We start from the raw sequence: 23,720 nt of genomic DNA, 5'->3' as shown, positions 1-23,720 counted from the left end.
GTTATCTCTTTCAGTTTTGTGTTGTGGTCTGAACGAGATTCTTTAAAGAATTGATTTAAATTCATTACATTTGTGCTTGAATAGAATAATGCGATTACAATCGGTTGAATATCTAAGTTTGGAGGGAGAGTGCACATGAATACTGATTTTGTAAACTTAACAACAGAAAACCTTGCCACCGAGCATTTATGCTGTATTATCCGCAGTAAAAAGGCTCATCAAGGTATCGAGGCAAAACGGCAATGGCTTTCAGATCGGCTGAATGAAGGTCATGTTTTCAGAAAGTTAAACGCAAAAGCCACGGTTTTTATTGAATATGCTCCTCTTGAAACAGCTTGGGTTCCTGTGATCGGTGATAATTATTATTATCTGTATTGTTTGTGGGTTGCCGGGAGTGACAAAGGAAAAGGGTATGGGAAATCACTGATGGAGTATTGTTTGGCTGATGCTAAAGAAAAAGGTAAATCCGGCGTTTGTATGCTCGGGACGAAAAAGCAAAAATCTTGGCTTTCCGACCAGGCATTCGCGAAGAAGTTTGGCTTCGAGGTAGTCGATACTACCGATAACGGGTATGAATTGTTTGCGCTTTCTTTTGACGGGACAACACCAAAGTTCGCTCCTAATGCCAAGAAACAGAAGATAGAGAGCAAAGAACTAACTATCTATTATGATATGCAATGCCCATATATCTATCAAAAAATGGAGATAATAAAGCAATACTGTGAAATGTATTGCATTCCGGCATCTTTAATTCAAGTGGATTCACTACAAAAAGCGAAGGAATTACCTTGTGTTTTCAATAATTGGGGAGTGTTCTATAAAGGCTATTTTGAAACGGTGAATTTGCTGGACATTACTTACTTGGAGAGGATACTCAAAAAATAACTCGGCTTTTCCCCGTCGATTACGAGAACGTGTTTTAAAACAGTAAACCGAATGTAAAAACAAAACTCCCGCTAATCAAGATTAACAGGAGTTTTGCGGTCTGGACGGGACTCGAACCCGCGACCCCATGCGTGACAGGCATGTATTCTAACCAGCTGAACTACCAGACCAAAATGTTTCCCAAAAAAGGCGGTTCGGACGGGACTCGAACCCGCGACCCCATGCGTGACAGGCATGTATTCTAACCAGCTGAACTACCGAACCTTTTTTTGCATCAAACAACCGCTGTTGTTCTCAATTGCGGTGCAAAGATAGGTAGTTTTTCTTATTGTGCAATATTTTGCTACCGAAAAATAGAAAAAAAATGCGTTTTAATTAAAGTTGATGGGTTCCCGGAACGCTTGCAGGCAAAGGGATACGGGAGATTCTTGTTGAAAATGAAAGAATTAATAACAAAAACGATAAATCATCTCTAAAATTTGAGTTTCTGTTATTGGAGTTTAAATTTTTGCTTATATTTGTGGCTTACAATAATTGTCAAATTTAAATTAACTTATAAGATAATGAACGTACCTGCAGAATTAAAGTACACTAAAGAACACGAATGGATTCGTGTTGAGGGTGAAGAAGCATATGTTGGAATTACTGACTATGCACAAAGTCAATTAGGCGATATTGTATTTGTTGAAGTTGAAACAGAAGGTGATGAACTGGAAGCTGGTGATACTTTCGGAAGTATCGAGGCAGTAAAGACTGTTTCTGACTTGTATATGCCTGTTGCCGGAGAGGTTTTGGAGTTTAACTCTGAATTGGAAGACCAACCCGACTTGGTAAACAAAGATCCTTACGGAAAAGGTTGGATTATCAAAGTAAAAGTTGGTGATGAGTCACAATTAGACGGTTTGTTGAGCGCTGACGCTTATAAGGCATCTATCTAATTTTATTTGATAAGACGGGAACTGTATGCGTTATCTCTTTGGGGTAATGGATACAGTTCTTTTTTATTTCCTGATTTAATGATTTAACGATTGAAAGTCGGATTGGATATGCATTGCGCATTTTCAATTTTCAATTTTCAATTTTCAATTTTCAATTTTCAATTTTCAATTGCTTTACGATGACTTTAATAAAATCTATATCCGGTATCAGAGGAACGGTTGGCGGTCGCCCGGGAGATAACCTCACGCCTCTGGATATTGTGAAATTTGTATCTGCTTATGCTACGTGGCTGAAAATCGGAGCCGGGAAGGAAAGGGCGAAGATCGTGTTAGGACGTGATGCTCGAATTTCGGGAGATATGTACGCGAAGCTGGTAGAAGCTACTTTGTCCGGTTTGGGACATGACGTGGTGAATATCGGTTTGGCAACCACGCCGACAACAGAGATTGCCGTTACAGCAGAAGGTGCTGACGGGGGAATTATTTTGACCGCTAGTCATAACCCGAAGCAATGGAATGCTTTGAAGTTACTGAATAACTGCGGTGAGTTCTTGTCCGCCGAAGATGGGGCACAAGTGCTTCAAATGGCAGAACAGGAATCTTTCGAGTATGCCGAAGTGGATGATTTGGGTACTATTACTCGCAAAGATTACACGGATTACCATATTCAACATGTGTTGGATTTGAAGTTGGTAAACCGGGAAGCTATTGCCAAAGCTAACTTGAAAGTCGTGGTTGATGCGGTAAATTCCGTGGGAGGAATTGTCATCCCTGCTTTGTTGAAAGCGTTGGGAGTGAAAGAGATTGTTGAATTGAATTGCGAACCGACGGGACGCTTTGCGCATAACCCGGAACCAATACCGGAGAACTTGACCCAGATTTCTGAAAAGATTAAGGAGTGTGGCGCAGACCTTGGTATAGTGGTTGACCCGGACGTGGATCGTCTTGCTTTGGTTTGCGAGAACGGGGAGATGTTCGTAGAGGAATACACCTTAGTTGCTGTTGCCGATTACGTGTTGAAACACACGCCGGGAAACACGGTTTCCAATCTTTCTTCGTCTCGTGCATTGCGTGACGTGACGTTGGCTCACGGTCAGAAATATTGTGCTGCTGCCGTGGGTGAGGTAAACGTGGTAACCAAAATGAAAGAAACACATACCGTGATCGGTGGTGAAGGTAACGGGGGGGTGATCTACCCGGAAAGCCATTACGGTCGCGATGCCTTGGTAGGAGTTGGTCTGTTCCTTTCTCATTTCGTGGCGGAAGGAAAAAGCATGACAGCATTGAAAGCCACTTATCCACAGTATTTTATCTCGAAGAATAAGCTGACGCTTTCTCCTGAAATGAATGTTGACAAGATTCTGGAAGGATTGAAGCAAAAATATGCCTCGGAAGAGATCACGGATATTGACGGTGTGAAAATTGATTTTAAAGACGGGTGGGTACACCTGCGGAAATCAAACACAGAGCCGATCATCCGCATTTATTCCGAATCGAAAGACGAAGCTGCCGCCAATCAATTGGCAGAAGAGGTGATAAAGGTAGCAAAGAGTTTATATTAAAATAGAAAGGGAGCTTAAAATAGCTCCCTATTTTTTATTCCACGTACAATACTAATCCCTTTAAATACTCCCCTTCGGGGTGATAGATGCTGATCGGGTGATCGGCAGGTTGAGTCAATTGGTGCAGTATCTTGACCTTGCGTCCAGTGTTTGCTGCTGCCGTGAATACGGTTTGACGGAACAGGTCTTTGGTCATCACTTGTGAACAAGAGAAGGTGAAGATAATACCGCCCGGTTTCACGACTTCAATACCTTTACGGTTGAGTTTCTTGTATCCTTGGATGGCGTTGTCCAATACTTTCTGGTGTTTGGCGAATGCCGGGGGATCAAGGATGATGAGATCGTATTTATTGTATGATTGTTCAAGGAATTTAAAGGCATCTTCCACGAAAGCCTCGTGCCGAGTGTCGTTCGGAAAGTTCAATTCCACGTTTTGGTTGGTTAACTCGATGGCTCGTGCCGAGGCGTCTACCGAGTGAACGAGTTTTGCTCCGCCGCGCATGGCGTAGAAGGAGAATCCTCCCGTGTAACAGAACATATTGAGGACATTTTTTTCCCGGGCGTATTGTTCCAAGAGGCTACGGTTTTCCCGTTGGTCGATGAAGAATCCGGTCTTTTGTCCTTCCAGCCAGTCCACGTTGAATTTCAGACCATTTTCAATAGCAGTGAAGTTGTCGGTATGTCCGTACAAGTAACCGTTCTCGGGATTCAGACCCGCCTTATAGGGGAGGGTACCTTCCGATTTGTCATATATGGCGATGATCTTGTCGCCCATAACTTCAAGGATGGCTTTGGCGATTTCCTCTCTCACTCTGTACATTCCCACGGTGTGGAATTGTACCACGGCAACCCCGGCGTAATAATCCACGATCAACCCGGAAAGGTCATCCCCCTCGCCGTGTATCAAACGGTAGACATTGTTGTTCGGGGAGGTTGCCAACCCGATGGCAACTCGCGTATGGTAAGCTTGGCGGATACGCTCTACCCAAAAAGGGTAATCGATAGGTTCTTCCTTGAAACTGAGTACACGCACGGCAATACTCCCGATTTGGTAATGCCCAATGGCAATGAACTCGTTGTCGTGGTTATATACTTTCACAATATCTCCTTCTTGGATGTCATTGTCTTTTTTGGCGATGGCGCCCGAGAATACCCACGGGTGAAGTCTATACAAAGACCTCTCTTTACCGGCTTTTAGAACTATTTTGCTCATATTATTTTGTGTCGCTGTGCGACGTTACAAGTTACAGGTTGGCAGGTTACAGGTTAATCCCATGATTTGCCGTTGCAAAAGTAGATAAAAAAGCGGTAAAAAAATACCGGGAACGTTTTTTCGACTATTCCCGGTACTAAATTTTTTTTGTTACACGTTCAGGAGCTCTTTCGCCTTATCTAGAATGGCTGTGTCATCCAAGACTACCAACCCTCCGTCCGGTCCTTGCTCCACGTGAATTCCGGCACTAGAACCTCCGTTGTCATAATTATCGGCTCCGAAGTAGTTACGCACTGTGTCAGTACTGATACCCAAGTCCTCTGCAATAGTTTGCATACTTCCGTGGGGTAACATGTCTTTGATCTTCCTTAACTCGTTAAAAGTAATAGTATAAGTCATAGCGTAGTAATTTTAGAGGTTTTACCTGCAATAAATTTAGAACATTATTTTGATAAAACCAAATCAGAAATCGTTTTCGTTGCTTTTTGTTTCAAAAGTGTTTCTTTATATCCTGCTGATTGTGAGAGAAATATTTGTGATATTTAGATACAATTTATTTTATAAATAAATTTGTTTCTGTCAAGTGACGACTTTTTTGTACCTTTGCGGTACATAGACTTAAACAAGATACGTATGGGATTTCAAGACTTGAATATAAGTAAGCAGATATTAATGGCGTTGGAAGAGGCTGGGTTCGAGAATCCGACACCTATCCAAGAAGAAGTATTCTCGGTCAGTCGGTCCGGGAAAGACTTAATTGGTATAGCGCAGACGGGTACGGGGAAGACGCTGGCTTACCTGATCCCGATGTTGATGAAATTGCATTACGCGCAAGGGTTAGTGCCGAGAGCGCTGGTTGTTGTACCCACGCGGGAGTTGGTGGTGCAAGTGTGCGAGAGTGTTGAGTTGTTGACGGAATATATGGATATTCGTTGCGTGGGCGTGTATGGTGGTACGAACATACGGACACAACAGGATAAGGTGTTTGAGGGTGTCGATTTATTAGTTGCCACGCCGGGACGTTTCATGGATATATATTATAATGGTATAATCCGGACAAAAATGATTAAAACAGTTGTGGTGGATGAAGCAGACCGTTTGATGGATTTGGGTTTTCTTCCACAATTGAAAAGTATATTCGAGGTATTGCCCGAGAAACTTCAGACGATGTTGTTTTCTGCTACATTTTCCGAGGCTGTAGGGTGTTTGGCAAGTGATTTCTTGAAGGATCCGGTACGTGTAGAGGTTGCCCGTCAGGCTACGCCAGTTGAACACGTGGAGCAATTCCGCTATGATGTGCCGAATATCTCAACAAAGATCAATTTGTTGAAACTTTTACTTGCGGATAAGGATACTTACAAGAAAGTCATGGTATTCACCGAAACGAAGAAGAATGCCGACCGCATCGTGGAACGTCTGGCGGATCACTGGAAAGGAGAGTTGAGCGTAATACACTCGAACAAGGCGCAGAATACCCGATTGAACGCATTGCGTGCTTTCAAGGAAGAAGAAACCCGTATTCTGGTGGCTTCGGACGTGGCGGCTCGCGGTATCGACGTGCAGGACGTGTCGCACGTGATTAATTTCGATATCCCTTCTTTGGCGGAGGAGTACGTGCACCGTATTGGTCGTACTGCTCGTGCGGGAAAAGAGGGTGTGGCTATCAGTTTCGTGTCGGAGATCGAGGAAGACCGGTTTACTGATATCGAGCGGTTGATTAACCAGAACGTGGAGATTTTGGATTTGCCGGAGAAGCTGGAAATCTCTCAATTGCTGTTGGATGAGGAGCAAGTGCAGACGAACAATATCGTGTACCAGCAGGGACGACCGCAAGGAGGGGGAGCTTTCCACGTGAAGAAAGCTAAAAATAGTTACACGGCGGAAGACAATCGCCGGAACGTGATGCGGAAGCGGAACGCGAAGAAAAAGAAGAAATAATAAAAAAAGATCAAGATTTTCTTGGTCTTTTTTTTTATTTTTCCCAATTTTGCTTCGATGAAAGACAAGAGCGTCATATTAGTAAGTAAACTTTTCTTAAACATTAAGAAGCGCGACACCTTCGTTCGGTAAAGGTGGCGGTCTTTTGTACCTCCTTATTTTTTACTTCACTCGATAACATCGGGGGTATTTTATTTGAGATCATATTATAATTTATTTATATCATTAACTATTTAAAGTTTAAAGATTATGGAATTACCTTTCGCGGAATCTTGGAAAATCAAAATGGTAGAACCCATTCGTAAAAGTACTCGTGAAGAGAGAGAACAATGGATCAAAGAGGCACACTATAACGTGTTTCAGTTGCGTGCCGATCAAGTGTATATCGATTTATTAACTGACTCGGGAACCGGTTCCATGAGCGATCGCCAATGGGCTGGCATCATGTTGGGTGATGAAAGTTATGCAGGGGCATCTTCTTTCTTCAATCTGAAAAATATGATTACCCGTTTGACAGGTTTTGATTACATCATTCCCACTCATCAGGGACGTGCGGCAGAAAACGTGCTTTTCTCTTATTTGGTAAAAGAAGGCGATATCGTACCGGGTAACTCTCACTTCGATACCACGAAAGGGCATATCGAGGGACGTAAGGCTATCGCTTGGGACGTGACAATCGATGAGGCAAAAGACACCCAGTTGGAAGTGCCGTTCAAAGGAAATCTTGATCCGAAGAAATTGGAGAAGGTGTTGGCTGAACACGCTGACAAAATCCCGTTCATTATCGTGACGGTTACGAATAATACGGCAGGAGGACAACCTGTTTCCATGAAGAATATCAAGGAAGTACGTGCTATCGCTGATAAATATGGCAAACGTGTATTGTTCGACTCTGCCCGTTTTGCTGAGAATGCTTATTTCATCAAAACTCGCGAGGAAGGTTATCAAGACAAGACGATCAAAGAGATTGTGAAAGAGATGTTTGATAACGCCGACGGTATGACGATGAGTGCCAAGAAAGACGCTATCGTGAATATGGGAGGTTTCATTGCTACTCGTCACCAGGATTGGTTCGAGGGAGCTAAAGGTTTCTGCGTACAGTTCGAGGGTTACTTGACTTATGGCGGTATGAATGGTCGCGATATGAACGCTTTGGCTATCGGTTTGGATGAAAATACCGAGTTCGATAACCTTGAAACTCGTATCAAACAAGTAGAGTATCTGGCAAAACGTTTGGATGAATTCGGAATTCCTTATCAACGTCCTGCCGGTGGTCATGCCTTGTTTATTGATGCTCCGAAAGTGTTGACTCATGTTCCGAAAGAAGAATTTCCGGCACAGACTTTGACCGTGGAATTGTACTTGGAAGCTGGTATTCGTGGTTGCGAGATCGGTTATATCTTGGCTGACCGTGATCCGGTGACTCGCGAAAACCGTTTCGGGGGCTTGGATCTTCTCCGTCTGGCTATCCCGAGAAGAGTGTACACGAATAATCATATGGATGTGATTGCCGTTGCTTTGAAAAATGTATTTGATCGTCGTGAGCAGATTACTCGTGGTTTCCAGATTACATGGGAAGCACCGTTAATGCGTCACTTTACCGTTCAACTAGAGCGTGCTAAATAACAAGAAAGGGAAGCATTTAGCTTCCCTTCTTTTTACTTCAAACTTGCCAATGCGGCGTCGTAATTCGGTTCGTGAGTGATCTCCGGAACAAGTTCCTCGTAAATGATCTTTCCGTTTTCGTCGATAACAACTACCGAACGAGCTAATAATCCGGCTAACGGTCCGTCTACCATTTCAACACCGTATTTTTCCCCGAAGGCGTGATCTCTGAATGCAGATAGCGGAATTACCTTGTCGATGCCTTCCGTCGTGCAGAAACGGGCGTGGGCGAACGGCAGGTCTTTGGAAATAGCGAGTACCACCGTGTTTTTCATCTCGGCGGCTAATTTATTGAAAGTACGCACGGAAGTTGCACATACACTGGTGTCAAGACTCGGGAAAATATTTAGAACAACACGTTTGCCCTTTTCGCTGGCTAATGTCAATTCAGACAAATCCGTCTTCACCAATTTGAAATCAGGAGCCACGGAACCAACTGAAGGTAAGTTACCTTTCGTGTTTATGCTGTTGCCAGCAAGTGTTACTTTTGCCATAGTGTTTTAAATTTAAATGTTTGACTTAATATCTATCTTCAAATGTATAATTTTAATTCTTGTTTCGCAAAGAGAAATTTTACATTTTCTTCTACGGGCATTCGTTAAAAAAGTTTGTAATAATTGTTCAAGAATGAAATAATATTTCTCTTGTATCCCGGAGTTTAGAAGATGTTGATAGAAGGTCTCGATTATCAGGCAATATGATCTACAGTTAACCGTGACGAACGGAAAACGTATCTTTTTAGCGTATGATGAATCTTTGGGCTCTCGATTATATTCTCGAGGGGTGTAGCTTTTTGTAGTGTTCTACACGAGTATCTATTTCTTCTTGGGTTAGATCAGCCGGTAACTCGATGGTTGTCCGTGCACTAATGGCAACATAAATGACCTTACCTACTTTTTTCTTGTACTCTTTCAGTACGTTCTCTGACGATTGATTAGATGAACTCATCTCGGAACCGATAAAATTACTCTTTTTCATGTTTTGAATTTATTCATCGTGTTATAATTATCCTCCTCGAAAGGAGGATATATTCTTGGATATTACATACATTAGCTTGCCGATTTGTTTTCAAGGCAAATATTGACTGCGTTCATGCCTCTTTTACCACGTGCGAGGTCGAATGTAACAATGTCGTTTTCAGAAATAGCCGTGGACGTATCGTTCACATGGAAAAAATATTTGTCTGTTCCCGCGAGATCTTTGATAAAACCATAGCCTTTTGACGTGTTGAAATGTTCTATGCGCCCCCTGAGAACGGGTGTTTCCTCTTTTTCTTGTTTAGGAGTCGATATCATGATTTCCTCCTGATTTATTTCCGTTTCCTGTTCTCTTTCTTCCGGGGGTGTCATTGTGATTCTGCCGTTTTCATCAACGTAAGCAATCATATCCTCAAAGCCGTTCGCTTTACCGGATTGTTTTCTTTCTTCTTTTCTCTTTTGTTTTTCAAGTCGTCGGGCTTGTTTTTTCTTTTCGTTTTCTCGTTTACCAAATGTTGTGGGTTTTGCCATTTAATCTGATTTTAATTTGTACTAATTGTTTATGAATTATTTTTAATATTGGGGAAACGCTGTACTATCGGGGCGTTTCCCTTTTTCAGGCTGAATATTCAGCTTTACAGAGTTTTTTGCCTGTTAGGTTTTGAATACTATTTACCAGTTTGCGTTCTTCTTCCGAGCAAAAGGTTAGGGCGGTGCCGGCACGTCCAGCTCTTCCGGTACGCCCGATGCGATGCACGTAGGTTTCCGGTACGTCGGGTAGGTCATAGTTAATCACGAGTGGTAATTCGTCGATGTCAATTCCCCTGGAAGCGATGTCCGTGGCAACCATAACTCGTGTTTTTCCCGATTTGAAATTGCCTAATGCCTGTTGTCTTGCATTTTGACTTTTATTACCGTGGATTGCCTGGCTTCCAATGCCGGCTTTGCTTAATACCCGGACAATTTTATCGGCGTTATGCTTCGTGCGTGAAAAAATGAGTACCGATTGATTCTTGTTTTTCCGCAAAAGTGAAATCAACAATTGTCCCTTTTCTTTCTTCTCCACGAAATAGATAAATTGCTCGATAGCTTCCACCGTGGGAGACTCGGGTGTGATATTTATTTTAACCGGGTTCCTTAGTAACGAGTTCGTGAGCGAAACGATCGAGGGCGGCATGGTTGCCGAGAAGAACAGCGTTTGTTTGTCTTTCGGTAGTTTGGGTAGTATCCGTTTGATGTCGTGGATGAATCCCATGTCCAGCATACGGTCAGCCTCGTCGAGTACAAAATATTGGATACAGTCTAAATGGATGTATCCCTGGCTCATCAAATCGAGCAGACGTCCCGGGGTTGCGACAAGTATGTCGATGCCTCTTTGCAGGGTGCTTACTTGCGGACCTTGTTTTACTCCACCGAATATGACTCCATGACGTACTCGGGTATATTTTGCGTAATCATCGATGCACTCGCTGATTTGTAGGGCGAGTTCACGCGTGGGAGTTAAAATCAAAGCCTTGATTTCTTTCCGGTTGCTTCTCTCTTTTTCTAAATGTTGGATAATGGGTATGGCAAACGAGGCGGTTTTTCCTGTTCCTGTTTGTGCACAACCTAAAATGTCCCTTTTTGCTAATGCGGCAGGAATAGCTGCTTCCTGAATAGGCGTCGGTGTAATATATCCTTTTTCTTCTATTGCTTTTAAAATAGGCTCGGTTATATTTAATTCTTTAAATGTCATATCTGTTATTTGTGCCATGTTTAAGTGGCGGTTTAATAATCAAAGACCCGGCTGTCTCGAAAAGAGAAAGTCTGAATCTTTATAATTCTTTGTCTTAAGTGAAACGATATAAATTTCCTGAATTGTTCGTTTCTTAGAGTGAGGAAGATAATTAATTATAGGAAAGACTTGCTTATAATATATATAAAGAAGAACTATAACAATAATGATTCATTACTCAAACTGAGTACAAAGGTAACAAAATAAATCGAGAAAGCAATTATAAAGGCTTGATTTTAAATTATCCTGGAAAATAACATTCTTTATTTATTTAACAGGCGTGAATATCGAAGGTTTTTATGTAAGTTTGCACCGTAATCCTAAATATTCATATTTTGAGAGGAATCTTTAAATTTATACTGGCTTAATATTAGCCTCATAAACCACAGGTTAATAATTCTTTCGTTTGAGTAGTTCTACTTGAGGTGGTTTCTTATTTTATATTTTTCATTTACGACATGACCTTTTCGAGAGGATAAGGTAGTTTATGGCAACTCCTGTGTTTGCTATAAACTACAATGCCGTGAACGATCATAAAATCTTTCAAAGAATTATTAAGTGCGGTATAGATAATGAGAACTGAGTATATATGGGAGGTAAAGGTCAAAAACACTCCTGTTTTAAAAAGAAAATGTAATCGTTGTAATTGTAATTGGTTTTATTGTAGCAACAAATTTAGAATGAATGCCCAGAAAAAGAACATTGATGTATGGTTAATTTATAGATGCGTGGAATGTGACAACACGTATAACCTGACTATTTTGTCACGTACAAAACCTGAGCTGATAAAAAAAGATTTGTTCTTGAAGTTTTCAGAAAATGATGAAGATCTTTCTTGGGAATATGCTTTTTCTTCCGAAATAGGACAGAAAAATAGCGTAGAATTTGATTATAGTAGTGTCGAATACGAGATTCTGCATGATGATATTTCGATAAATGACATCTTGAATGTAGAAAATGAAATTGTGGCATTCAAAATTCAAACCCGTTTTGAGTTTGGACTGAAATTGCCTGCAGTCATTCGAAATTGTTTGGGGGTATCTGCAACTTTGTTAAATCACATGATTGAAACTGAAGCGTTTTTTACACCAGAAGGTTATCCACTAAATGCAAAACATATATACCAATCGAATGATACTATAAATTTATGCAGAGTTGGAAATTAATGAGATAGATATTCCGAAATATGTTCCTAATACAAATAGGACTCGTTGGATTCCAACGAGTCCTATTTGTATTAGTGATCCGGAAGGGATTCGAACCCTTGACCTACGGCTTAGAAGGCCGTTGCTCTATCCAGCTGAGCTACCGAACCGAGTGTCGTTATTTTTTTTGACGGTGCAAATATAGCGGTTTCTGCTATAAATACAAACTTTGGGGGTACTTTTTTGTTTTATTATTTTCAGTATCCTTTAAGTCTTGTTATTTTAGTATCATAATTGGAGTTTTTTGTCTTTAGAATTGGAGGCTTTGTCTCATATTCAGAATCGAATAGGAATGAATTGTAATTTTGTTCTATAACTAAATAATGAAAATATGAACAGGACAGAATTGGTAGAGAAAATATCCCGGATGTCGGGATTGGAAGTTGCTGAAGGTGGTATCGTGCTGGATTCTTTGGAAAAAGTGTTTGAAACGGAGTTAAAAGAATCAAAACGTAAAAGATATATGTTCGATACGCTTTATGGTTTAATGACCCTTTTGAAAAAACTCCGTTACAAATGAAAAGAATATATGGAGAACTAAAAGTTATTCTGCGTCCAGCATAATTAACTCGTATTGTTGGCTACCCATGCCTAGTTTCTCGGCATGAACTAGCGTGTGGATGCCGTGGCGGGATTCCATGCGTTCGATCAGATGGATACGCCCGTGATCCGGGGAAGAATACACTTGGTCGACACACGCTTTGTCCAGAGCCACGGGGTCGAGGGAGGCGAGGATGCCGATGTCGCCCATCTTCGGATCTTCGGGGGCGGCGGCGCAGTCGCAATCTACCGACAGGTTGTTGGCTATGCTGATGTAAAGAATCTTCTCGCCGCAATGATCCGCAATAGCTTTGGCGGCTTCTGCCATGGATTCAAGGAAATCGTCTTGCTCGGGCAGGTTGCTCCACGGGTCGCCTTTTGTTTTTCCGGCACTATGTATCCACGCTTTTCCAGCTGAGGAAGCGATACCAATCGACATATTTTTGATCGCACCACCAAAACCGCCCATGGCGTGTCCCTTGAAGTGCGATAGAATAATCGTGAAGTCATAATTCAGGAAATGCGAGCCCACGAAGTCTTCCTTCAAGTGCTTGCCCCCCTTGACAGAAAGTGCGGTTTCTCCCTCCGCATCCATAATGTCGACCTCTGCGATGGCTGTGAAACCGTGGTCTTTGGCGGCTTGTAGGTGGGCGGTCGTGTTTGCTCGTCCGCCGCCGTAAGCGGTGTTGCATTCGACGATTGTACCTTTTACTTTTTTCACGAGATCGCCGATAAGGGCAGGTTTCAAGTAGTTGTTTCCGCCCGGTTCCCCGGTAGAAATTTTGACGGCTACTTTTCCCGTGGCTTCCCGCCCGAGAGCCTCGTATATGCGGAGAAGGCTTTTCGGGCTGATTTCTTTAATCATGTAGACTTTGGGAAGAGTGTTCTTGTCACTCTCTTCGGGGGAGGGGTTACTACAAAATGTAGAGAGTGGGGACACAAGTGTCATAATTAAAACAGGTAATAGATTTGCTTTCATATTAATTCTTTTTTATTCGTGCGTTTAACAATTAAAATACTGGCTTCGTATAGCAGGCACATGGGAAACGACACCAGTAGCAGGGTGAATACATCTGATGTCGGGGTGATGATTGCCGCAATGGCAAGGATACTGACGATGGCGTGGCGGCGATACCGGCGCATGAAAGTAGCGGAGATCAAGTTGAATTTGGCGAGCAACCAACACAGGATGGGAATTTCAAAGACAATGCCCATCATCAAGTTCATCATCATAAGCGTGTCCATGTATGATTGCAGGGAAATCATGTTCTCCACGTCGTCACTCACTTGGTAAGTCCCCAAAAAACGGAAGGTCAGAGGAAATATCAGGAAATAACTTAACGCTACGCCCAACATGAACATCATGTAGCCACTTCCGACGACCCGTGAGGCGTATTTTTTCTCCTGGGAATATAAAGCCGGGGAAACAAATCGAAATAAGGCGTATAGGATGTAGGGGGAAGCGATGAGGATTCCCACGTATATGGCTGTCCGCATATGTATGATGAACTGTTCCGCCAGCCCGGTGTTTATCAACTTGACAGAGAAAGCTTCCGGCGTCATGTCCGATAGGGACAGCCAATCACTTACGAGGGCGAATCCCTTGTAAGTGATAAAGCTATCCTTCTGGGGAGCTAGGATAATCGTGAACAGGATGTCCTTGAACAAAAATGCAACGACCCCGAATACCACGATGACTGCGCCAATTCGTATCAAGCAGCTGCGCAGTTCATCGAGGTGCTCCCAGAACGTCTGTGTCTCTATGTTGTCTGTTGTGTTCATTTTTCTTCGGTAGTGTCTTTCTCTGCGGAAGGGTCAATGCCGTTCATGCCGTCCTTGAAACTGCGGACGCCTTTCCCGATGCCTTTCATCAATTCGGGGATTTTTTTCCCGCCAAAAAGTAACAATACCACGAGGGCGATAAATAGTATTTCCGGTGTTCCGATGAGTAATATAATCATAGATGTCATAAGTTGATGTTTTATTTGTTAATTAAATACTTGATAAACAGGTGCCCCCCGAAGATTTGCAATGCCATTCCCGGCAATCCGATACGGAAGTCCTGCACGGCACGGGAGAAATCACCGATGATTGCCCATTCCCCGAGGGTGCCCGCTATTTGGTAGAAGAGGACAACACACGCGAGAATGAGTATAGAGATTCGTTTGAAACGTTGGGCGGCATACCCTGCGGCGATAGCCAGTAGTACGGATTTCAGAAGTATTGCTGGTAAGGATGCCACGAGCGGCATCCCGAAAAACAGGGAGTTCAGGATAGGTGAGGATACCGCTGTCAGCAGACCGACTTTCCAGCCGTATTTATAAGCTCCGATCAAGGTGAAGAAGTATATCGGCAACCAAGTCGTTCCGCCTTGCGATGCGATGTGGAACAATTGGGGTAGTACCATGTTGCCGGCAATGAAAAGCGATGCTGTCAAGTACGTTTTGACTTCTTTGTAGTCTAACGAGTAAAGTTGGATGGTTGTTGTTTTCATATCTGATTGTTTTAAAAGTTTAGATTGATTCCTCCCGTGAAAGTTGCTTTCGGCATGGGAAAACCGTCATTGATTTCGTAGCGTTGTGCCAGAAGGTTTTCTCCTTTCACGAAGATATGGGCGAAGGGGCACAGGCGATAGCTGGCTCTGGCGTTCCACAGTACGAAATTCTCTTTCTTTTCCGTGGTGGTGTAAAGCCCTGCCACGTACTGCACGCCGGAGGATGCTGTCCAGCGTCCCCGCGAGAAGTCAGCCCCGATGTATAGTTTGTGTTCCGGTGCGGCAACCAGCGGGTGTATCATACGCAACCAGCTGTAATTGGTAGAGATGTTCCATGCTGTGTTTATACGGTAATTCATGTCGGCTTCCGCTCCCCAGTTCTCAACTTTCCCGGTATTGACATTCATTCGTCGACCGTCCACGGTTTCTTGGGTGATGATATTGTCCCCGTCGATGTAAAAGAGGTTTATCCCGTAGTGTAACCTGTTTTTCATCAAGTGTTGGGAGTAGGAGATTTCGTAATTCCACATCCGTTCCGGCAATAAGTCGGCGTTTGCGACACGGAACATATACAATTCTCGGATGGTCGGGTTGCGGAATCCTTTGCTCACCATCGCTTTCACGCTGCTGTTGTTAGGTAGGTATGCCGATAGACCGACCTGTGGAATCCATTCCGTGCCGGTCACCGAATGGTGGTCTACTCGTACGCCTGCATCTAGCGTGAGCCACGAGAAAAATGTCTGGCGGAAGTCTGCGTATCCGGCAACCTCGTTTTCTGATTTATCGGAAATGCCTTCCTCATGCCCGTCCGTGACGAAATGGTTCCACGCTTCTCCGCCGAAATGCTGGAAATCCACGCCCACCGTGATGCGGTTACCTTCAAACAGGGTGGCACTTTGATACAGGGAAACCCCCAGCATGAGGTCTTTCGAGTTGAAACGGTAGGTTAACGGTTCCTTCCCCTCGGAATAGCCGTCGTTGATCTCGTGGCGTCCCCAGTTGTAGAAGAAACTCAAAGCTCCGGAGGTTTTCTCGTAACGATTGGCAAGGGCGAAGGAGGTCATGCCTCGGGTGATGCGTGAGTCGTTGTCGATAAGGGGTGCGTTGGTCTTTCCGGGATTGGAAGCGTTGAAGTGCGTGACGTTCACGTCGCAGGAAAGGTTCCATGCGTCGCTCAGTTCATATCCCACTTTGGCGTACCCGCCGTATTGCTCGAATTCCATGTCCGGGCGGTGCCCGTCGGTGCGGTTGTACGAACCGGTCACGATACTCGTGAAGCGTCCCCGTTTCATGCTATTGCTTGCTTTGGTGATTAATGTGTTGTATGACCCGTAACTTACTCGGGCATTTGTTTTCACTGCGTCTTCCCGCTGTTTCCGGGTGATGATGTTGATTACCCCACCCATGGCGTTCGATCCGTAGAGCACCGATGCCGGACCCCGCACAACCTCCACGCGTTCTGCCAGCATGGTCTGGTAGGCATCGGCTATCGGGTGTCCCATTAATCCCATGTATTGCGGGTGACCGTCTATCAGCACGAGTAGTTCGGTATTGGAGCTTCCCCCGATACCGCGCAGGCTCATGCCGCCGGCAGACCCCGTCGACACGCCGTATCCCATGACGCCCCGGCTGGTGATGAACAGTCCCGGTATCCGTTCCGTCAGGATCGGGAGTAATGAAGGTTCGAAACGTTTTTCTATCGCCTCCCGGTTCACGACGGAAACGGTCATGGGCAGGTGGCGCACGTCGGTTTCATTGCGGGTGCCGGTTACGACGACTTCTTTGATAGTGTCAGTCCGGGCTATGTCGGTCGTGCCTTCTCGCAATTGTGCCTGTAAGTTCGTGCTTAAAAGGAAGCCGGAGAATAGGGCGCAGGCTACTTTTTTGTTTATCCTTATTTTCGAGATAAAGTTCCGGATCACGGGGTAAATGTCTTTCACCGATTTTATTTCAAAGCAGGCGGATTCCAGCGGGCACCAGCCAGTCTTGTCCCGGTTCACGATGTGCGGTACCTTTTTTATGTAGCGGACGTCTATTCTCGCATCTTGCAGTAACGCCAGCGCTGGTTCGCTGATGGTGTCGGTGTATACGTTTTCTACACAGCCAAGTACCATCAAGGCAGCAGCTGCTTTGCCGATCACTTTGTCTGCCACGTGTGCCCCTTTCATGAATGAGGGGTCTTCTTCCAGCAGCTCGTACAGGTCTGCCACGCCTCGCTGGTGAAAGGTGCGGACTTCTGTCCCTTTTGCGATTACGCAGGAGTAGCCGCCGATGTGTAGTAGTTCTATGATGTTTTCTGTCATAAGGCAATTCTTTTTAGTTCATCCGGTACAAAACTATTGCGTTTCTCTGGTGCGGTTGTTATATAAATTACGGGTATTAATCGGAAATCTCTGAATTTATTCATTTTCAATTCTCCATTTTCAATTGTTCCACGAATCTGTCGATGCGGTGCAGTTCCCCGGGGATATTAATGTTTTGCGGGCAGTGGTGCACGCATTGATTACATCCGATGCAGTGGTTCGCTTGGCGCAAGCGGGGCACGCTACGGTCGTAGCCCACGAGGAACACCCGGCGTGCCTTGCGGTAATTCTCGTCCTGCGTGTTTGCGGGGATATTCCCCTCGTTCACGCATTTGTTATAATGTATCAGGATAGACGGGATGTCTATTCCATACGGGCAAGGCATACAATATTTGCAATCGTTGCAGGGTATCGTGGGGTATTTCAGTAATAGTTGTGCCGTTTCTTCCAGGAAATCCTTGTCGTTATCGGTCAAGGGGGCTAGCGGGGAATAGGTATGTAGGTTTTCTTGCAGGTGTTCCATGTAGGTCATGCCGCTCAACACGGTCAGCACTCCTTCCGGTGAGCCCGCGAAGCGGAATGCCCACGAGGCGACACTATCCGACGGGCGGCGTTGTTTCAATCGGCTGACGATGTAGTTTGGCACGTTTGCCAGACGTCCACCAAGCAGTGGTTCCATAATGACGGCAGGGATACCGTGTTTGACGAGTTCGCCGTACAGGTATTCGGCGTCCGTGTTGCGGGTATTCATTTCCTTGGCGTGCTTCCAGTCCACGTAGTTGAGTTGAATTTGCACGAAGTCCCATTTTATCTCGTCGTGGCGGGCGAGCAGGTAGTCGAATACCTCGATGTCCCCGTGGTACGAGAAGCCAAGGTTACGGATACGTCCCGCTTTCCGTTCCTCGATGAGGAAGTCGAGGATGCCGTTATCCAAATAACGACCTTTCATCGCTTCCATGCCTCCCATGCCGATGCCGTGAAGCAGCATATAATCGAGGTAATCCACCTGCAATTCTTTCAGCGAATTGCGGTACATGGCGATGGACGCTTCCCGGCTCCACGTGTCCGGTGAGAAGTTCGACAGCTTCGTGGCGATAAAGTATTTGTCCCTCGGGTGGCGGCTGAGGGCTATCCCCATGGCGTGTTCCGAGCGCCCTTTGCAGTATGCGGGCGACGTGTCGAAGTAGTTCACCCCGTGGGCGATGGCGTAATCCACTTGGCGGTTCACCATGTCTTGGTCTATTTCGTCCTGACTGTCTCTCGCACTAGAATTACTGGTAGTCGGTAGGCGCATACAACCGTAGCCCAGCAGGGATACTTTGTCGCCCGTGGTGGGGGTGATGCGATAGGTCATTTCTCCGGTTTGTGCGTTGTCCGAACCGCCGTTCACGACGGAGTTATTCCGGGGACGGCAACCGTACAGGGCTGCTGCGGTGGTTGCCGTTCCTGCACCGAATATTTTCAGGAAAGTACGGCGGTCTATTTCTTTTTTATTCTTGTTTTTCATGTTTCTTATTTGTTAAATGGTTTTGTGCATCTCGTGTCCCTCCACGTAAATTGCGCTGAACGGGCGAGCTGGGCACAGGTGCTCGCAAGCGCCGCAACCGATACAACGTTCGGTGTTCACCACGGGAATCTTGGGCGAGTCCGTCATGTCCGGGTCGGACGCCACCATTTGGATGGCTCCCGTGGGACAGTGGCGGGCGCAGTTGCCGCAATCCACCCCGTCGGTCAGGGGCACGCAGTTTTCTTTTATCCACACGGCATGACCGATCTGGATGGCGGATTTTTCCGCCGCCGTTATCGGCAGGATGGCTCCCGCCGGGCATACCTCTGAGCATTTGTTGCATTCGGGACGGCAATATCCTCGCTCGTAGGACATTTCCGGCTGCATGAGGGTGCTTAGGTCACCGGAGGGGCGCAGTACGTGATTGGGGCATACCGTTACGCATAGCTGGCAGGCGGTGCAATGTTGGTTCATGTTGCGAGTGCCCAGTGATCCGGGAGGCGTGATGGGTGTGTCACGATGAGGGATTTTCTTGTCTTCGATAACGGCAAGCCCACCATCCACTTTTTTCTCCTGCGCTTTCAGCACGGAAGTGCTCGCGAGTACGGTTGCGACAGTGAGGAAATTGCGGCGGGATTTGTTCACGTCTGCGGCTTCCTGCGTGGGCTCTTGTGCTGGTCGTTTGTAGTGCGGTTTATAGCTGATAGCTCCTTGCTTGCAGGTTTGGAGGCAGTTCATGCACGCCACGCAGCGGCTATAATCCACCTCGTGTTCTTTGTAGTTGATGCACGCTGCCTTGCATTTGTGCGAGCAAAGACTGCACCCGTTGCATTTCTCTGCATCGATCGTCACCCGGAATAGGGAGTAGCGGGAGAGAAATCCCAACACGGTACCCACGGGGCAGATTGTGTTGCAATACGTTCGTCCGTTACGCCATGCAAGGGTAATAAGTATCACGAAGGTTGCCGCGGCGATAAGGAAGGTCGGCAGGCTTTTTATCCAGACGTCCACCTCGTAGAAGGCGTAACTGTCTGCCCGTTCTGCCGCGTGGGCGAGCAGGTTGTTACTCCATTGCCATAGCGGGGCGAGCAGGTTGTTGGCGATGCGCCCGTAAGCGCTGTACGGTGCCAGCAAGGCTACAATGGAGCCAGCCCCGGTAATGAGGGTGATAATAAAAATCCCGAGGATGCCGTATCGCACCCACGAGAGGGCGGGGGAATAGCTGTAAGGTAGTTTCTTTCGTCGTTTCCAGAACCACGCTATCACGTCTTGAAATACGCCGAGCGGGCAGATCACCGAACAATATATGCGTCCGAAGATCAAGGTGAGAGCGATAAGAAGCACTACAACTCCTGTGTTCAGTGCCAGAACAGCAGGGAGGAATTGTATTTTTGCTAACCAGCCGAACCACGCATGCAGCGTTCCCGTGAAATCGAGAAACAGCAGGGTGATAAGGGTAAAGCAAATAATGGCAAGTGTTAGTCTGATTTTTCGTAACATCACGTCTTTGTTTTTGAGTTATGTAGCAAAGATATTCGGGTAATACCTTGAATCATACAGGCGTTGCGTTAAAGCGAAAAATTGTAAACTGATGACGAAAACTTACTGGGAAACGAGACTTTGGGGACAACCTCTTTTTATTTGACGATCCACGACTTGAACTCGGAGGCTTTGTTCTTGCTGATATACATGCGTTCGGGAACTTCCGTGTCGAGGGTGACGAGCAGGCGGTTGTCGAACCAAATGGTGATGTTGGTGACGCTGTCTTTCGCCACGATAAATTGTTTGTTCGCCCGGATGAAGTGTGCTGGGTCGAGGGTGGCGATGATCTGCTCGAGGGTTTTGGAATAGGGATATTTCTCCCCGTTTTTCAGGTAAACGAAAGTATTTTTGTCCGTGGTGTAGAAGCAGGATACGTCCCGTAGGTTGACCGGGATTAACTTGTCCTTGATCGGTATCAGCAGGCGGTCTTGGTATTTTGGGGGAGCCGCAAGTTGGGTGAGTTGCGACAGGTATTGCACGAGATCCTGACGGGTGAGTTTGCTGTATTTATCGAGGGCGTGGCGTATGTCGCCTACTTTTACCGGTTTCAGCAGGTAGTCGATGCTGTTCACGCGGAATGCTTCGATGGCATACTGGTCGTAGGCGGTGGTGAAGACAATGGGGGTTTCCACTGCGATCTTGTCGAAGATGGCGAATGCCGAGCCGTCCGACAGGTGAATGTCCATGAAGATCAAGTCTGGCAGCGGGTTCGACTGCAACCACTGCACGGTGCCGGTAACGCTCTCCGTGTTACCGGCTATCCGGATGTGTGGGTCAACTTCCGTGATAATATCCACGAGATTCTCGTAAGCGGCGGTTTCGTCTTCTACAATCAATATGTTCATAGCGGTGTTATTTTAATGGGAGGTAGACACGGAAGGCGTTTGCATCATGTTCTACCCGGATTTGTTTGTTCATCAATAATTCAAAGCGCTTGTTGAGATTATCGAGTCCCGTCCCGTTCGTGTCGGGCGGGGTCAGTTTCGGGTGCATGGGGTTCGCCACGACCAGTTCGCCACGGTCGTCGAGCCGGATGGTGATGGTCATTTTGCACTCGCTGTCGATGCGGTTGTGGACGATGATGTTGTCTACCAGCGGGAGCAGGGAGAGTACTGGCAGTACTAGCGTGTCCTTCTCCCGTTCATCAGCCTCTATGGAGAAGTCCAGCTTGTTGGCGAAACGTACTTCCATAACGTAGCGGAACGATTCGATAAATTCGAGTTCCTCACGTAGCGGCACGAGTCCCTTGTGGTCGCTTTGGAGTATATAGCGAAAGATGTCCGACAGCTGGTTGACGTAGGTCAGCGTTTTCTTGTCATCCTTCTTGCGGATCAAGGAAGATATGCCGTTCAGTGAGTTGAAAAAGAAATGAGGGTTAATCTGGTTTGCGAGGGCGTCACAACGGCTTTTCAGGTTCTCGAAGCGCAGGCGTTCGATCTCATTCTCTTTTTCTCGCTGCCGGGTGTAGAGCATGGAGATATACCCGATCACGGTACACAAGACGCACGACACGGCAAACTGCGAGATCAGAGTGCTGCCTCGGAAGTCGGTGCGGATGCCGTAGCGCGATACCGTGTAGGAGATGCCGAGGAAGACGAGGTAGGTTGCCAGCGTCATCAGGAAGTTACGTCCGAGTCGCTGGCGAAACGGTGCCGTGGGGAGTTTTTTTAGGTTGTAGCGTATCAACCAAGCGATAAATCCCCAGAAAAATAATAGGCGGTAGATGAAATAGGTAAAATATAGCGGGTAGCTTTCTTCCGGTATCATGTTTATCTCCCATGGGAGGCAGGAGAGGTTGGGGTATATGATGAAAACGGCACTTGTCAGGCTGATGAGTGGCAGTTTACGGGATATGTACAAGTCAAATGAATCCATAATTGTCTTTTTTATCACTACAAAGAAAAGTAAAATAATTATTATTCGCTCTCGGAAAGGAGGTAAAACGAAAAAAAGGAGCGGGAAAGCGAAAACTTTACAGAAGTAACCCCGGACGGGGTGTCCGGGGCGGCAAGGGATGGTTGTTTGGAGGGAGTTCCCCGTGTCCGTCGGGGAATAGAGGGTGTTGTAAAAAAGGATGGTTGAAGGGTTGCCCTCCGGTAACCGAGTCCCTCGATCGGCGTTTGTGTTGTATCTGGTAACAAAGAAAAATATAATGAGGTTATCTTATTATCGTTTGCCGAACAAAGCGAAAAAATGGGGATAAAGGCGAATGAAATTTACTAATTTTAAATTTCAACTGTACAAAACGATCCTCGTGCAGTGATTTAGTGATTTGATTTTCTCACGCTGTGGGTGTTGTCTGTGTTGTTAATCTTGCGGTATATCTGGGGGCAGCAACTTTCAATTTTTTCTGAAGTATTCTATCATTTCGCTGGTGAGGCTGATGTCCGATTCGCTGGCGGGGATATCCTGACGGGGGAACCACTCGGCAACAGCGAGTTCCTCCCGATCTAACGTGATGCGGTCGTTCCCTTCGACTTCGGCGAAGAATCCCATGAGAAGGGTGTCCGAGAATGCCCACGGCTGGCTCTTGTAGTATTTTAGATTTTTGACGTGCAAGCCGACTTCTTCCATGACTTCCCGGCGGACGGTTTCTTCCACGGATTCGCCGATCTCAGTGAACCCAGCAAGGAGGGCATACCTCGTGTATTCCCGGTTGGCGTATTTGGAGAGCAGTATCTTGTCGCCGTTGGTGACGGCAACGATCACGGCGGGCATGATCTTGGGGTATTCCGAGTTTCCGCATTTCTCGCAGTACATCATCCGTTCCTTGTCATGGGGAACGAGTTTTTCCCCGCAATGACTGCAAAAACGATGATTGTCGTACCATTTATATAGGCTGTAAGCGGTAATCCCGGCAAATGCGGAATGACGGGGAAAGGCTTTCCTGAACACGGAGATGTTCTCCAGGCGGAAATCACCTTGTTCTTTTGCTGGTTGGTTTATCCAGTAAAAACGGTTGTCGTCAATGGCGAATAGGTAAGTGGCGGTTTGTAAAAGTGTATTCGTATCGCCAGTCAACTCGTTAAAGCGGGGAAAACGGATCGCACCGTTCTGTTCGTGTAAGAGAACGGTGTGATCGTTAAAACAAAGGGCAAAGTCTGTTGCCTCCGGTCGGCGGTTTGAATAAGCGTTCGAGAACTTGTGTGGTGCAATGTCTTGAATCATGATAGCTTA

The 23,720-nt window shown here is 45.9% G+C and carries 23 protein-coding genes and 3 tRNA genes; 7 read left to right on the top strand and 19 right to left on the bottom strand.

What is annotated here, in order from left to right:
* Positions 1-135: 135 nt before the first annotated feature.
* The gene (locus A3CY_RS0105080; RefSeq protein ID WP_018336822.1) at positions 136-885 is read left to right on the top strand and encodes a GNAT family N-acetyltransferase; all 750 of its coding nucleotides are present in this window, start codon (positions 136-138) and stop codon (positions 883-885) included.
* Between the two features lie 96 nt (positions 886-981).
* Here the strand turns inward: A3CY_RS0105080 and A3CY_RS0105075 are convergent.
* Positions 982-1,055 (bottom strand) — tRNA-Asp (locus A3CY_RS0105075).
* A gap of 20 nt (positions 1,056-1,075) precedes the next feature.
* A tRNA-Asp gene (locus A3CY_RS0105070) sits at positions 1,076-1,149 on the bottom strand.
* A 299-nt stretch (positions 1,150-1,448) separates the two neighbouring features.
* On the opposite strand from A3CY_RS0105070, the gene gcvH reads away from it, so the two are divergent.
* Together gcvH and glmM are read left to right on the top strand one after the other, a co-directional pair.
* Positions 1,449-1,823, top strand: a complete 375-nt coding sequence (gene gcvH / locus A3CY_RS0105065; protein ID WP_018336821.1) for a glycine cleavage system protein GcvH — start codon at positions 1,449-1,451, stop codon at positions 1,821-1,823.
* 179 nt (positions 1,824-2,002) lie between these two features.
* A complete protein-coding gene (gene glmM / locus A3CY_RS0105060) occupies positions 2,003-3,385 on the top strand; it encodes a phosphoglucosamine mutase (RefSeq protein WP_026207324.1) in 1,383 nt (460 codons plus the stop codon).
* A gap of 34 nt (positions 3,386-3,419) precedes the next feature.
* Here the strand turns inward: glmM and A3CY_RS0105055 are convergent, their stop codons facing one another.
* Together A3CY_RS0105055 and A3CY_RS0105050 are read right to left on the bottom strand one after the other, a co-directional pair.
* The gene (locus tag A3CY_RS0105055; protein ID WP_018336819.1) at positions 3,420-4,598 is read right to left on the bottom strand and encodes a class I SAM-dependent rRNA methyltransferase; all 1,179 of its coding nucleotides are present in this window, start codon (positions 4,596-4,598) and stop codon (positions 3,420-3,422) included.
* 150 nt (positions 4,599-4,748) lie between these two features.
* Positions 4,749-4,997: a hypothetical protein gene (locus A3CY_RS0105050; RefSeq protein ID WP_018336818.1), complete on the bottom strand. Its 249-nt coding sequence runs from the start codon at positions 4,995-4,997 to the stop codon at positions 4,749-4,751.
* Between the two features lie 234 nt (positions 4,998-5,231).
* Between A3CY_RS0105050 and A3CY_RS20270 the strand changes: the two genes are divergently transcribed.
* Together A3CY_RS20270 and A3CY_RS0105040 are read left to right on the top strand one after the other, a co-directional pair.
* Positions 5,232-6,536, top strand: a complete 1,305-nt coding sequence (locus A3CY_RS20270) for a DEAD/DEAH box helicase (protein ID WP_018336817.1) — start codon at positions 5,232-5,234, stop codon at positions 6,534-6,536.
* A 249-nt stretch (positions 6,537-6,785) separates the two neighbouring features.
* Complete coding sequence (locus tag A3CY_RS0105040) at positions 6,786-8,162, top strand: tryptophanase (protein WP_018336816.1); 1,377 nt, start codon at positions 6,786-6,788, stop codon at positions 8,160-8,162.
* A gap of 32 nt (positions 8,163-8,194) precedes the next feature.
* Here A3CY_RS0105040 and tpx read toward each other — a convergent pair whose 3' ends face one another.
* From tpx to A3CY_RS0105020, 4 genes are all read right to left on the bottom strand, one after another.
* Positions 8,195-8,695: a thiol peroxidase gene (tpx, locus tag A3CY_RS0105035; protein ID WP_018336815.1), complete on the bottom strand. Its 501-nt coding sequence runs from the start codon at positions 8,693-8,695 to the stop codon at positions 8,195-8,197.
* 274 nt (positions 8,696-8,969) lie between these two features.
* Positions 8,970-9,179 (bottom strand): hypothetical protein, encoded by a 210-nt coding sequence (locus A3CY_RS0105030; RefSeq protein ID WP_018336814.1) that lies wholly within the window; start codon positions 9,177-9,179, stop codon positions 8,970-8,972.
* Between the two features lie 71 nt (positions 9,180-9,250).
* The gene (locus A3CY_RS0105025) at positions 9,251-9,709 is read right to left on the bottom strand and encodes a cold-shock protein (protein ID WP_018336813.1); all 459 of its coding nucleotides are present in this window, start codon (positions 9,707-9,709) and stop codon (positions 9,251-9,253) included.
* An 85-nt stretch (positions 9,710-9,794) separates the two neighbouring features.
* Positions 9,795-10,913, bottom strand: coding sequence for a DEAD/DEAH box helicase (locus tag A3CY_RS0105020; protein WP_026207323.1), 1,119 nt, complete (start codon positions 10,911-10,913; stop codon positions 9,795-9,797).
* A gap of 719 nt (positions 10,914-11,632) precedes the next feature.
* On the opposite strand from A3CY_RS0105020, the gene A3CY_RS0105015 reads away from it, so the two are divergent.
* The gene (locus tag A3CY_RS0105015; protein WP_240388122.1) at positions 11,633-12,118 is read left to right on the top strand and encodes a DUF1062 domain-containing protein; all 486 of its coding nucleotides are present in this window, start codon (positions 11,633-11,635) and stop codon (positions 12,116-12,118) included.
* 75 nt (positions 12,119-12,193) lie between these two features.
* On the opposite strand, the gene A3CY_RS0105010 is transcribed toward A3CY_RS0105015, so the two are convergent.
* Positions 12,194-12,267: transfer RNA gene (locus tag A3CY_RS0105010), tRNA-Arg, on the bottom strand.
* Between the two features lie 221 nt (positions 12,268-12,488).
* Here A3CY_RS0105010 and A3CY_RS0105005 point away from each other — a divergent pair.
* On the top strand, positions 12,489-12,677 hold the full coding sequence (locus A3CY_RS0105005) for an HU family DNA-binding protein (protein ID WP_018336810.1): 189 nt from the start codon (positions 12,489-12,491) through the stop codon (positions 12,675-12,677).
* Positions 12,678-12,701: 24 nt separating this feature from the next.
* Here A3CY_RS0105005 and A3CY_RS0105000 read toward each other — a convergent pair whose 3' ends face one another.
* The 10 genes from A3CY_RS0105000 to nudC all read right to left on the bottom strand — a co-directional run bounded on the left by A3CY_RS0105000 (position 12,702) and on the right by nudC (position 23,711).
* The gene (locus A3CY_RS0105000; protein WP_018336809.1) at positions 12,702-13,676 is read right to left on the bottom strand and encodes a DUF362 domain-containing protein; all 975 of its coding nucleotides are present in this window, start codon (positions 13,674-13,676) and stop codon (positions 12,702-12,704) included.
* Positions 13,673-14,479, bottom strand: coding sequence for a twin-arginine translocase subunit TatC (gene tatC / locus A3CY_RS0104995; RefSeq protein ID WP_018336808.1), 807 nt, complete (start codon positions 14,477-14,479; stop codon positions 13,673-13,675). Before tatC ends, A3CY_RS0105000 begins: the two co-directional genes overlap by 4 nt.
* Positions 14,476-14,667, bottom strand: a complete 192-nt coding sequence (locus A3CY_RS0104990) for a Sec-independent protein translocase subunit TatA/TatB (RefSeq protein WP_026207322.1) — start codon at positions 14,665-14,667, stop codon at positions 14,476-14,478. Before A3CY_RS0104990 ends, tatC begins: the two co-directional genes overlap by 4 nt.
* A gap of 11 nt (positions 14,668-14,678) precedes the next feature.
* Entirely contained in the window at positions 14,679-15,191 is a 513-nt protein-coding gene (locus A3CY_RS0104985) for a hypothetical protein (RefSeq protein ID WP_018336806.1), read from the bottom strand.
* Positions 15,192-15,202: 11 nt separating this feature from the next.
* Entirely contained in the window at positions 15,203-17,494 is a 2,292-nt protein-coding gene (locus A3CY_RS0104980) for a TonB-dependent receptor domain-containing protein (RefSeq protein WP_018336805.1), read from the bottom strand.
* Positions 17,495-17,600: 106 nt separating this feature from the next.
* Positions 17,601-19,001: an aldo/keto reductase gene (locus A3CY_RS0104975; protein ID WP_018336804.1), complete on the bottom strand. Its 1,401-nt coding sequence runs from the start codon at positions 18,999-19,001 to the stop codon at positions 17,601-17,603.
* Positions 19,002-19,013: 12 nt separating this feature from the next.
* Positions 19,014-20,501 (bottom strand): 4Fe-4S binding protein, encoded by a 1,488-nt coding sequence (locus A3CY_RS0104970; RefSeq protein WP_018336803.1) that lies wholly within the window; start codon positions 20,499-20,501, stop codon positions 19,014-19,016.
* Between the two features lie 137 nt (positions 20,502-20,638).
* On the bottom strand, positions 20,639-21,388 hold the full coding sequence (locus A3CY_RS0104965; RefSeq protein ID WP_018336802.1) for a LytR/AlgR family response regulator transcription factor: 750 nt from the start codon (positions 21,386-21,388) through the stop codon (positions 20,639-20,641).
* 7 nt (positions 21,389-21,395) lie between these two features.
* A complete protein-coding gene (locus A3CY_RS0104960) occupies positions 21,396-22,418 on the bottom strand; it encodes a sensor histidine kinase (protein WP_026207321.1) in 1,023 nt (340 codons plus the stop codon).
* Positions 22,419-22,883: 465 nt separating this feature from the next.
* Positions 22,884-23,711 carry an NAD(+) diphosphatase gene (nudC, locus tag A3CY_RS0104945; RefSeq protein WP_018336798.1) on the bottom strand — a complete coding sequence of 276 codons (828 nt, stop codon included), beginning with the start codon at positions 23,709-23,711 and terminating at the stop codon, positions 22,884-22,886.
* Between the last annotated feature and the right edge of the window lie 9 nt (positions 23,712-23,720).

Origin of the sequence: Butyricimonas synergistica DSM 23225 (genome assembly GCF_000379665.1) — a bacterium.
GTDB classification, from domain to species: domain Bacteria; phylum Bacteroidota; class Bacteroidia; order Bacteroidales; family Marinifilaceae; genus Butyricimonas; species Butyricimonas synergistica.
Note: the sequence above shows the minus strand (reverse complement) of the source record. Positions and strands in the feature narration are given on the sequence as shown.

Bases quoted from the DNA above. Each gene is read 5' to 3' on its own strand.
- A3CY_RS0105080 (WP_018336822.1), top strand. From the start codon at position 136: ATGAATACTGATTTTGTAAACTTAACAACAGAAAACCTTGCCACCGAG.
- gcvH (WP_018336821.1), top strand. From the start codon at position 1,449: ATGAACGTACCTGCAGAATTAAAGTACACTAAAGAACACGAATGGATT.
- glmM (WP_026207324.1), top strand. From the start codon at position 2,003: ATGACTTTAATAAAATCTATATCCGGTATCAGAGGAACGGTTGGCGGT.
- A3CY_RS0105055 (WP_018336819.1), bottom strand. From the start codon at position 4,598: ATGAGCAAAATAGTTCTAAAAGCCGGTAAAGAGAGGTCTTTGTATAGA.
- A3CY_RS0105050 (WP_018336818.1), bottom strand. From the start codon at position 4,997: ATGACTTATACTATTACTTTTAACGAGTTAAGGAAGATCAAAGACATG.
- A3CY_RS20270 (WP_018336817.1), top strand. From the start codon at position 5,232: ATGGGATTTCAAGACTTGAATATAAGTAAGCAGATATTAATGGCGTTG.
- A3CY_RS0105040 (WP_018336816.1), top strand. From the start codon at position 6,786: ATGGAATTACCTTTCGCGGAATCTTGGAAAATCAAAATGGTAGAACCC.
- tpx (WP_018336815.1), bottom strand. From the start codon at position 8,695: ATGGCAAAAGTAACACTTGCTGGCAACAGCATAAACACGAAAGGTAAC.
- A3CY_RS0105030 (WP_018336814.1), bottom strand. From the start codon at position 9,179: ATGAAAAAGAGTAATTTTATCGGTTCCGAGATGAGTTCATCTAATCAA.
- A3CY_RS0105025 (WP_018336813.1), bottom strand. From the start codon at position 9,709: ATGGCAAAACCCACAACATTTGGTAAACGAGAAAACGAAAAGAAAAAA.
- A3CY_RS0105020 (WP_026207323.1), bottom strand. From the start codon at position 10,913: ATGACATTTAAAGAATTAAATATAACCGAGCCTATTTTAAAAGCAATA.
- A3CY_RS0105015 (WP_240388122.1), top strand. From the start codon at position 11,633: ATGAATGCCCAGAAAAAGAACATTGATGTATGGTTAATTTATAGATGC.
- A3CY_RS0105005 (WP_018336810.1), top strand. From the start codon at position 12,489: ATGAACAGGACAGAATTGGTAGAGAAAATATCCCGGATGTCGGGATTG.
- A3CY_RS0105000 (WP_018336809.1), bottom strand. From the start codon at position 13,676: ATGAAAGCAAATCTATTACCTGTTTTAATTATGACACTTGTGTCCCCA.
- tatC (WP_018336808.1), bottom strand. From the start codon at position 14,479: ATGAACACAACAGACAACATAGAGACACAGACGTTCTGGGAGCACCTC.
- A3CY_RS0104990 (WP_026207322.1), bottom strand. From the start codon at position 14,667: ATGACATCTATGATTATATTACTCATCGGAACACCGGAAATACTATTT.
- A3CY_RS0104985 (WP_018336806.1), bottom strand. From the start codon at position 15,191: ATGAAAACAACAACCATCCAACTTTACTCGTTAGACTACAAAGAAGTC.
- A3CY_RS0104980 (WP_018336805.1), bottom strand. From the start codon at position 17,494: ATGACAGAAAACATCATAGAACTACTACACATCGGCGGCTACTCCTGC.
- A3CY_RS0104975 (WP_018336804.1), bottom strand. From the start codon at position 19,001: ATGAAAAACAAGAATAAAAAAGAAATAGACCGCCGTACTTTCCTGAAA.
- A3CY_RS0104970 (WP_018336803.1), bottom strand. From the start codon at position 20,501: ATGTTACGAAAAATCAGACTAACACTTGCCATTATTTGCTTTACCCTT.
- A3CY_RS0104965 (WP_018336802.1), bottom strand. From the start codon at position 21,388: ATGAACATATTGATTGTAGAAGACGAAACCGCCGCTTACGAGAATCTC.
- A3CY_RS0104960 (WP_026207321.1), bottom strand. From the start codon at position 22,418: ATGGATTCATTTGACTTGTACATATCCCGTAAACTGCCACTCATCAGC.
- nudC (WP_018336798.1), bottom strand. From the start codon at position 23,711: ATGATTCAAGACATTGCACCACACAAGTTCTCGAACGCTTATTCAAAC.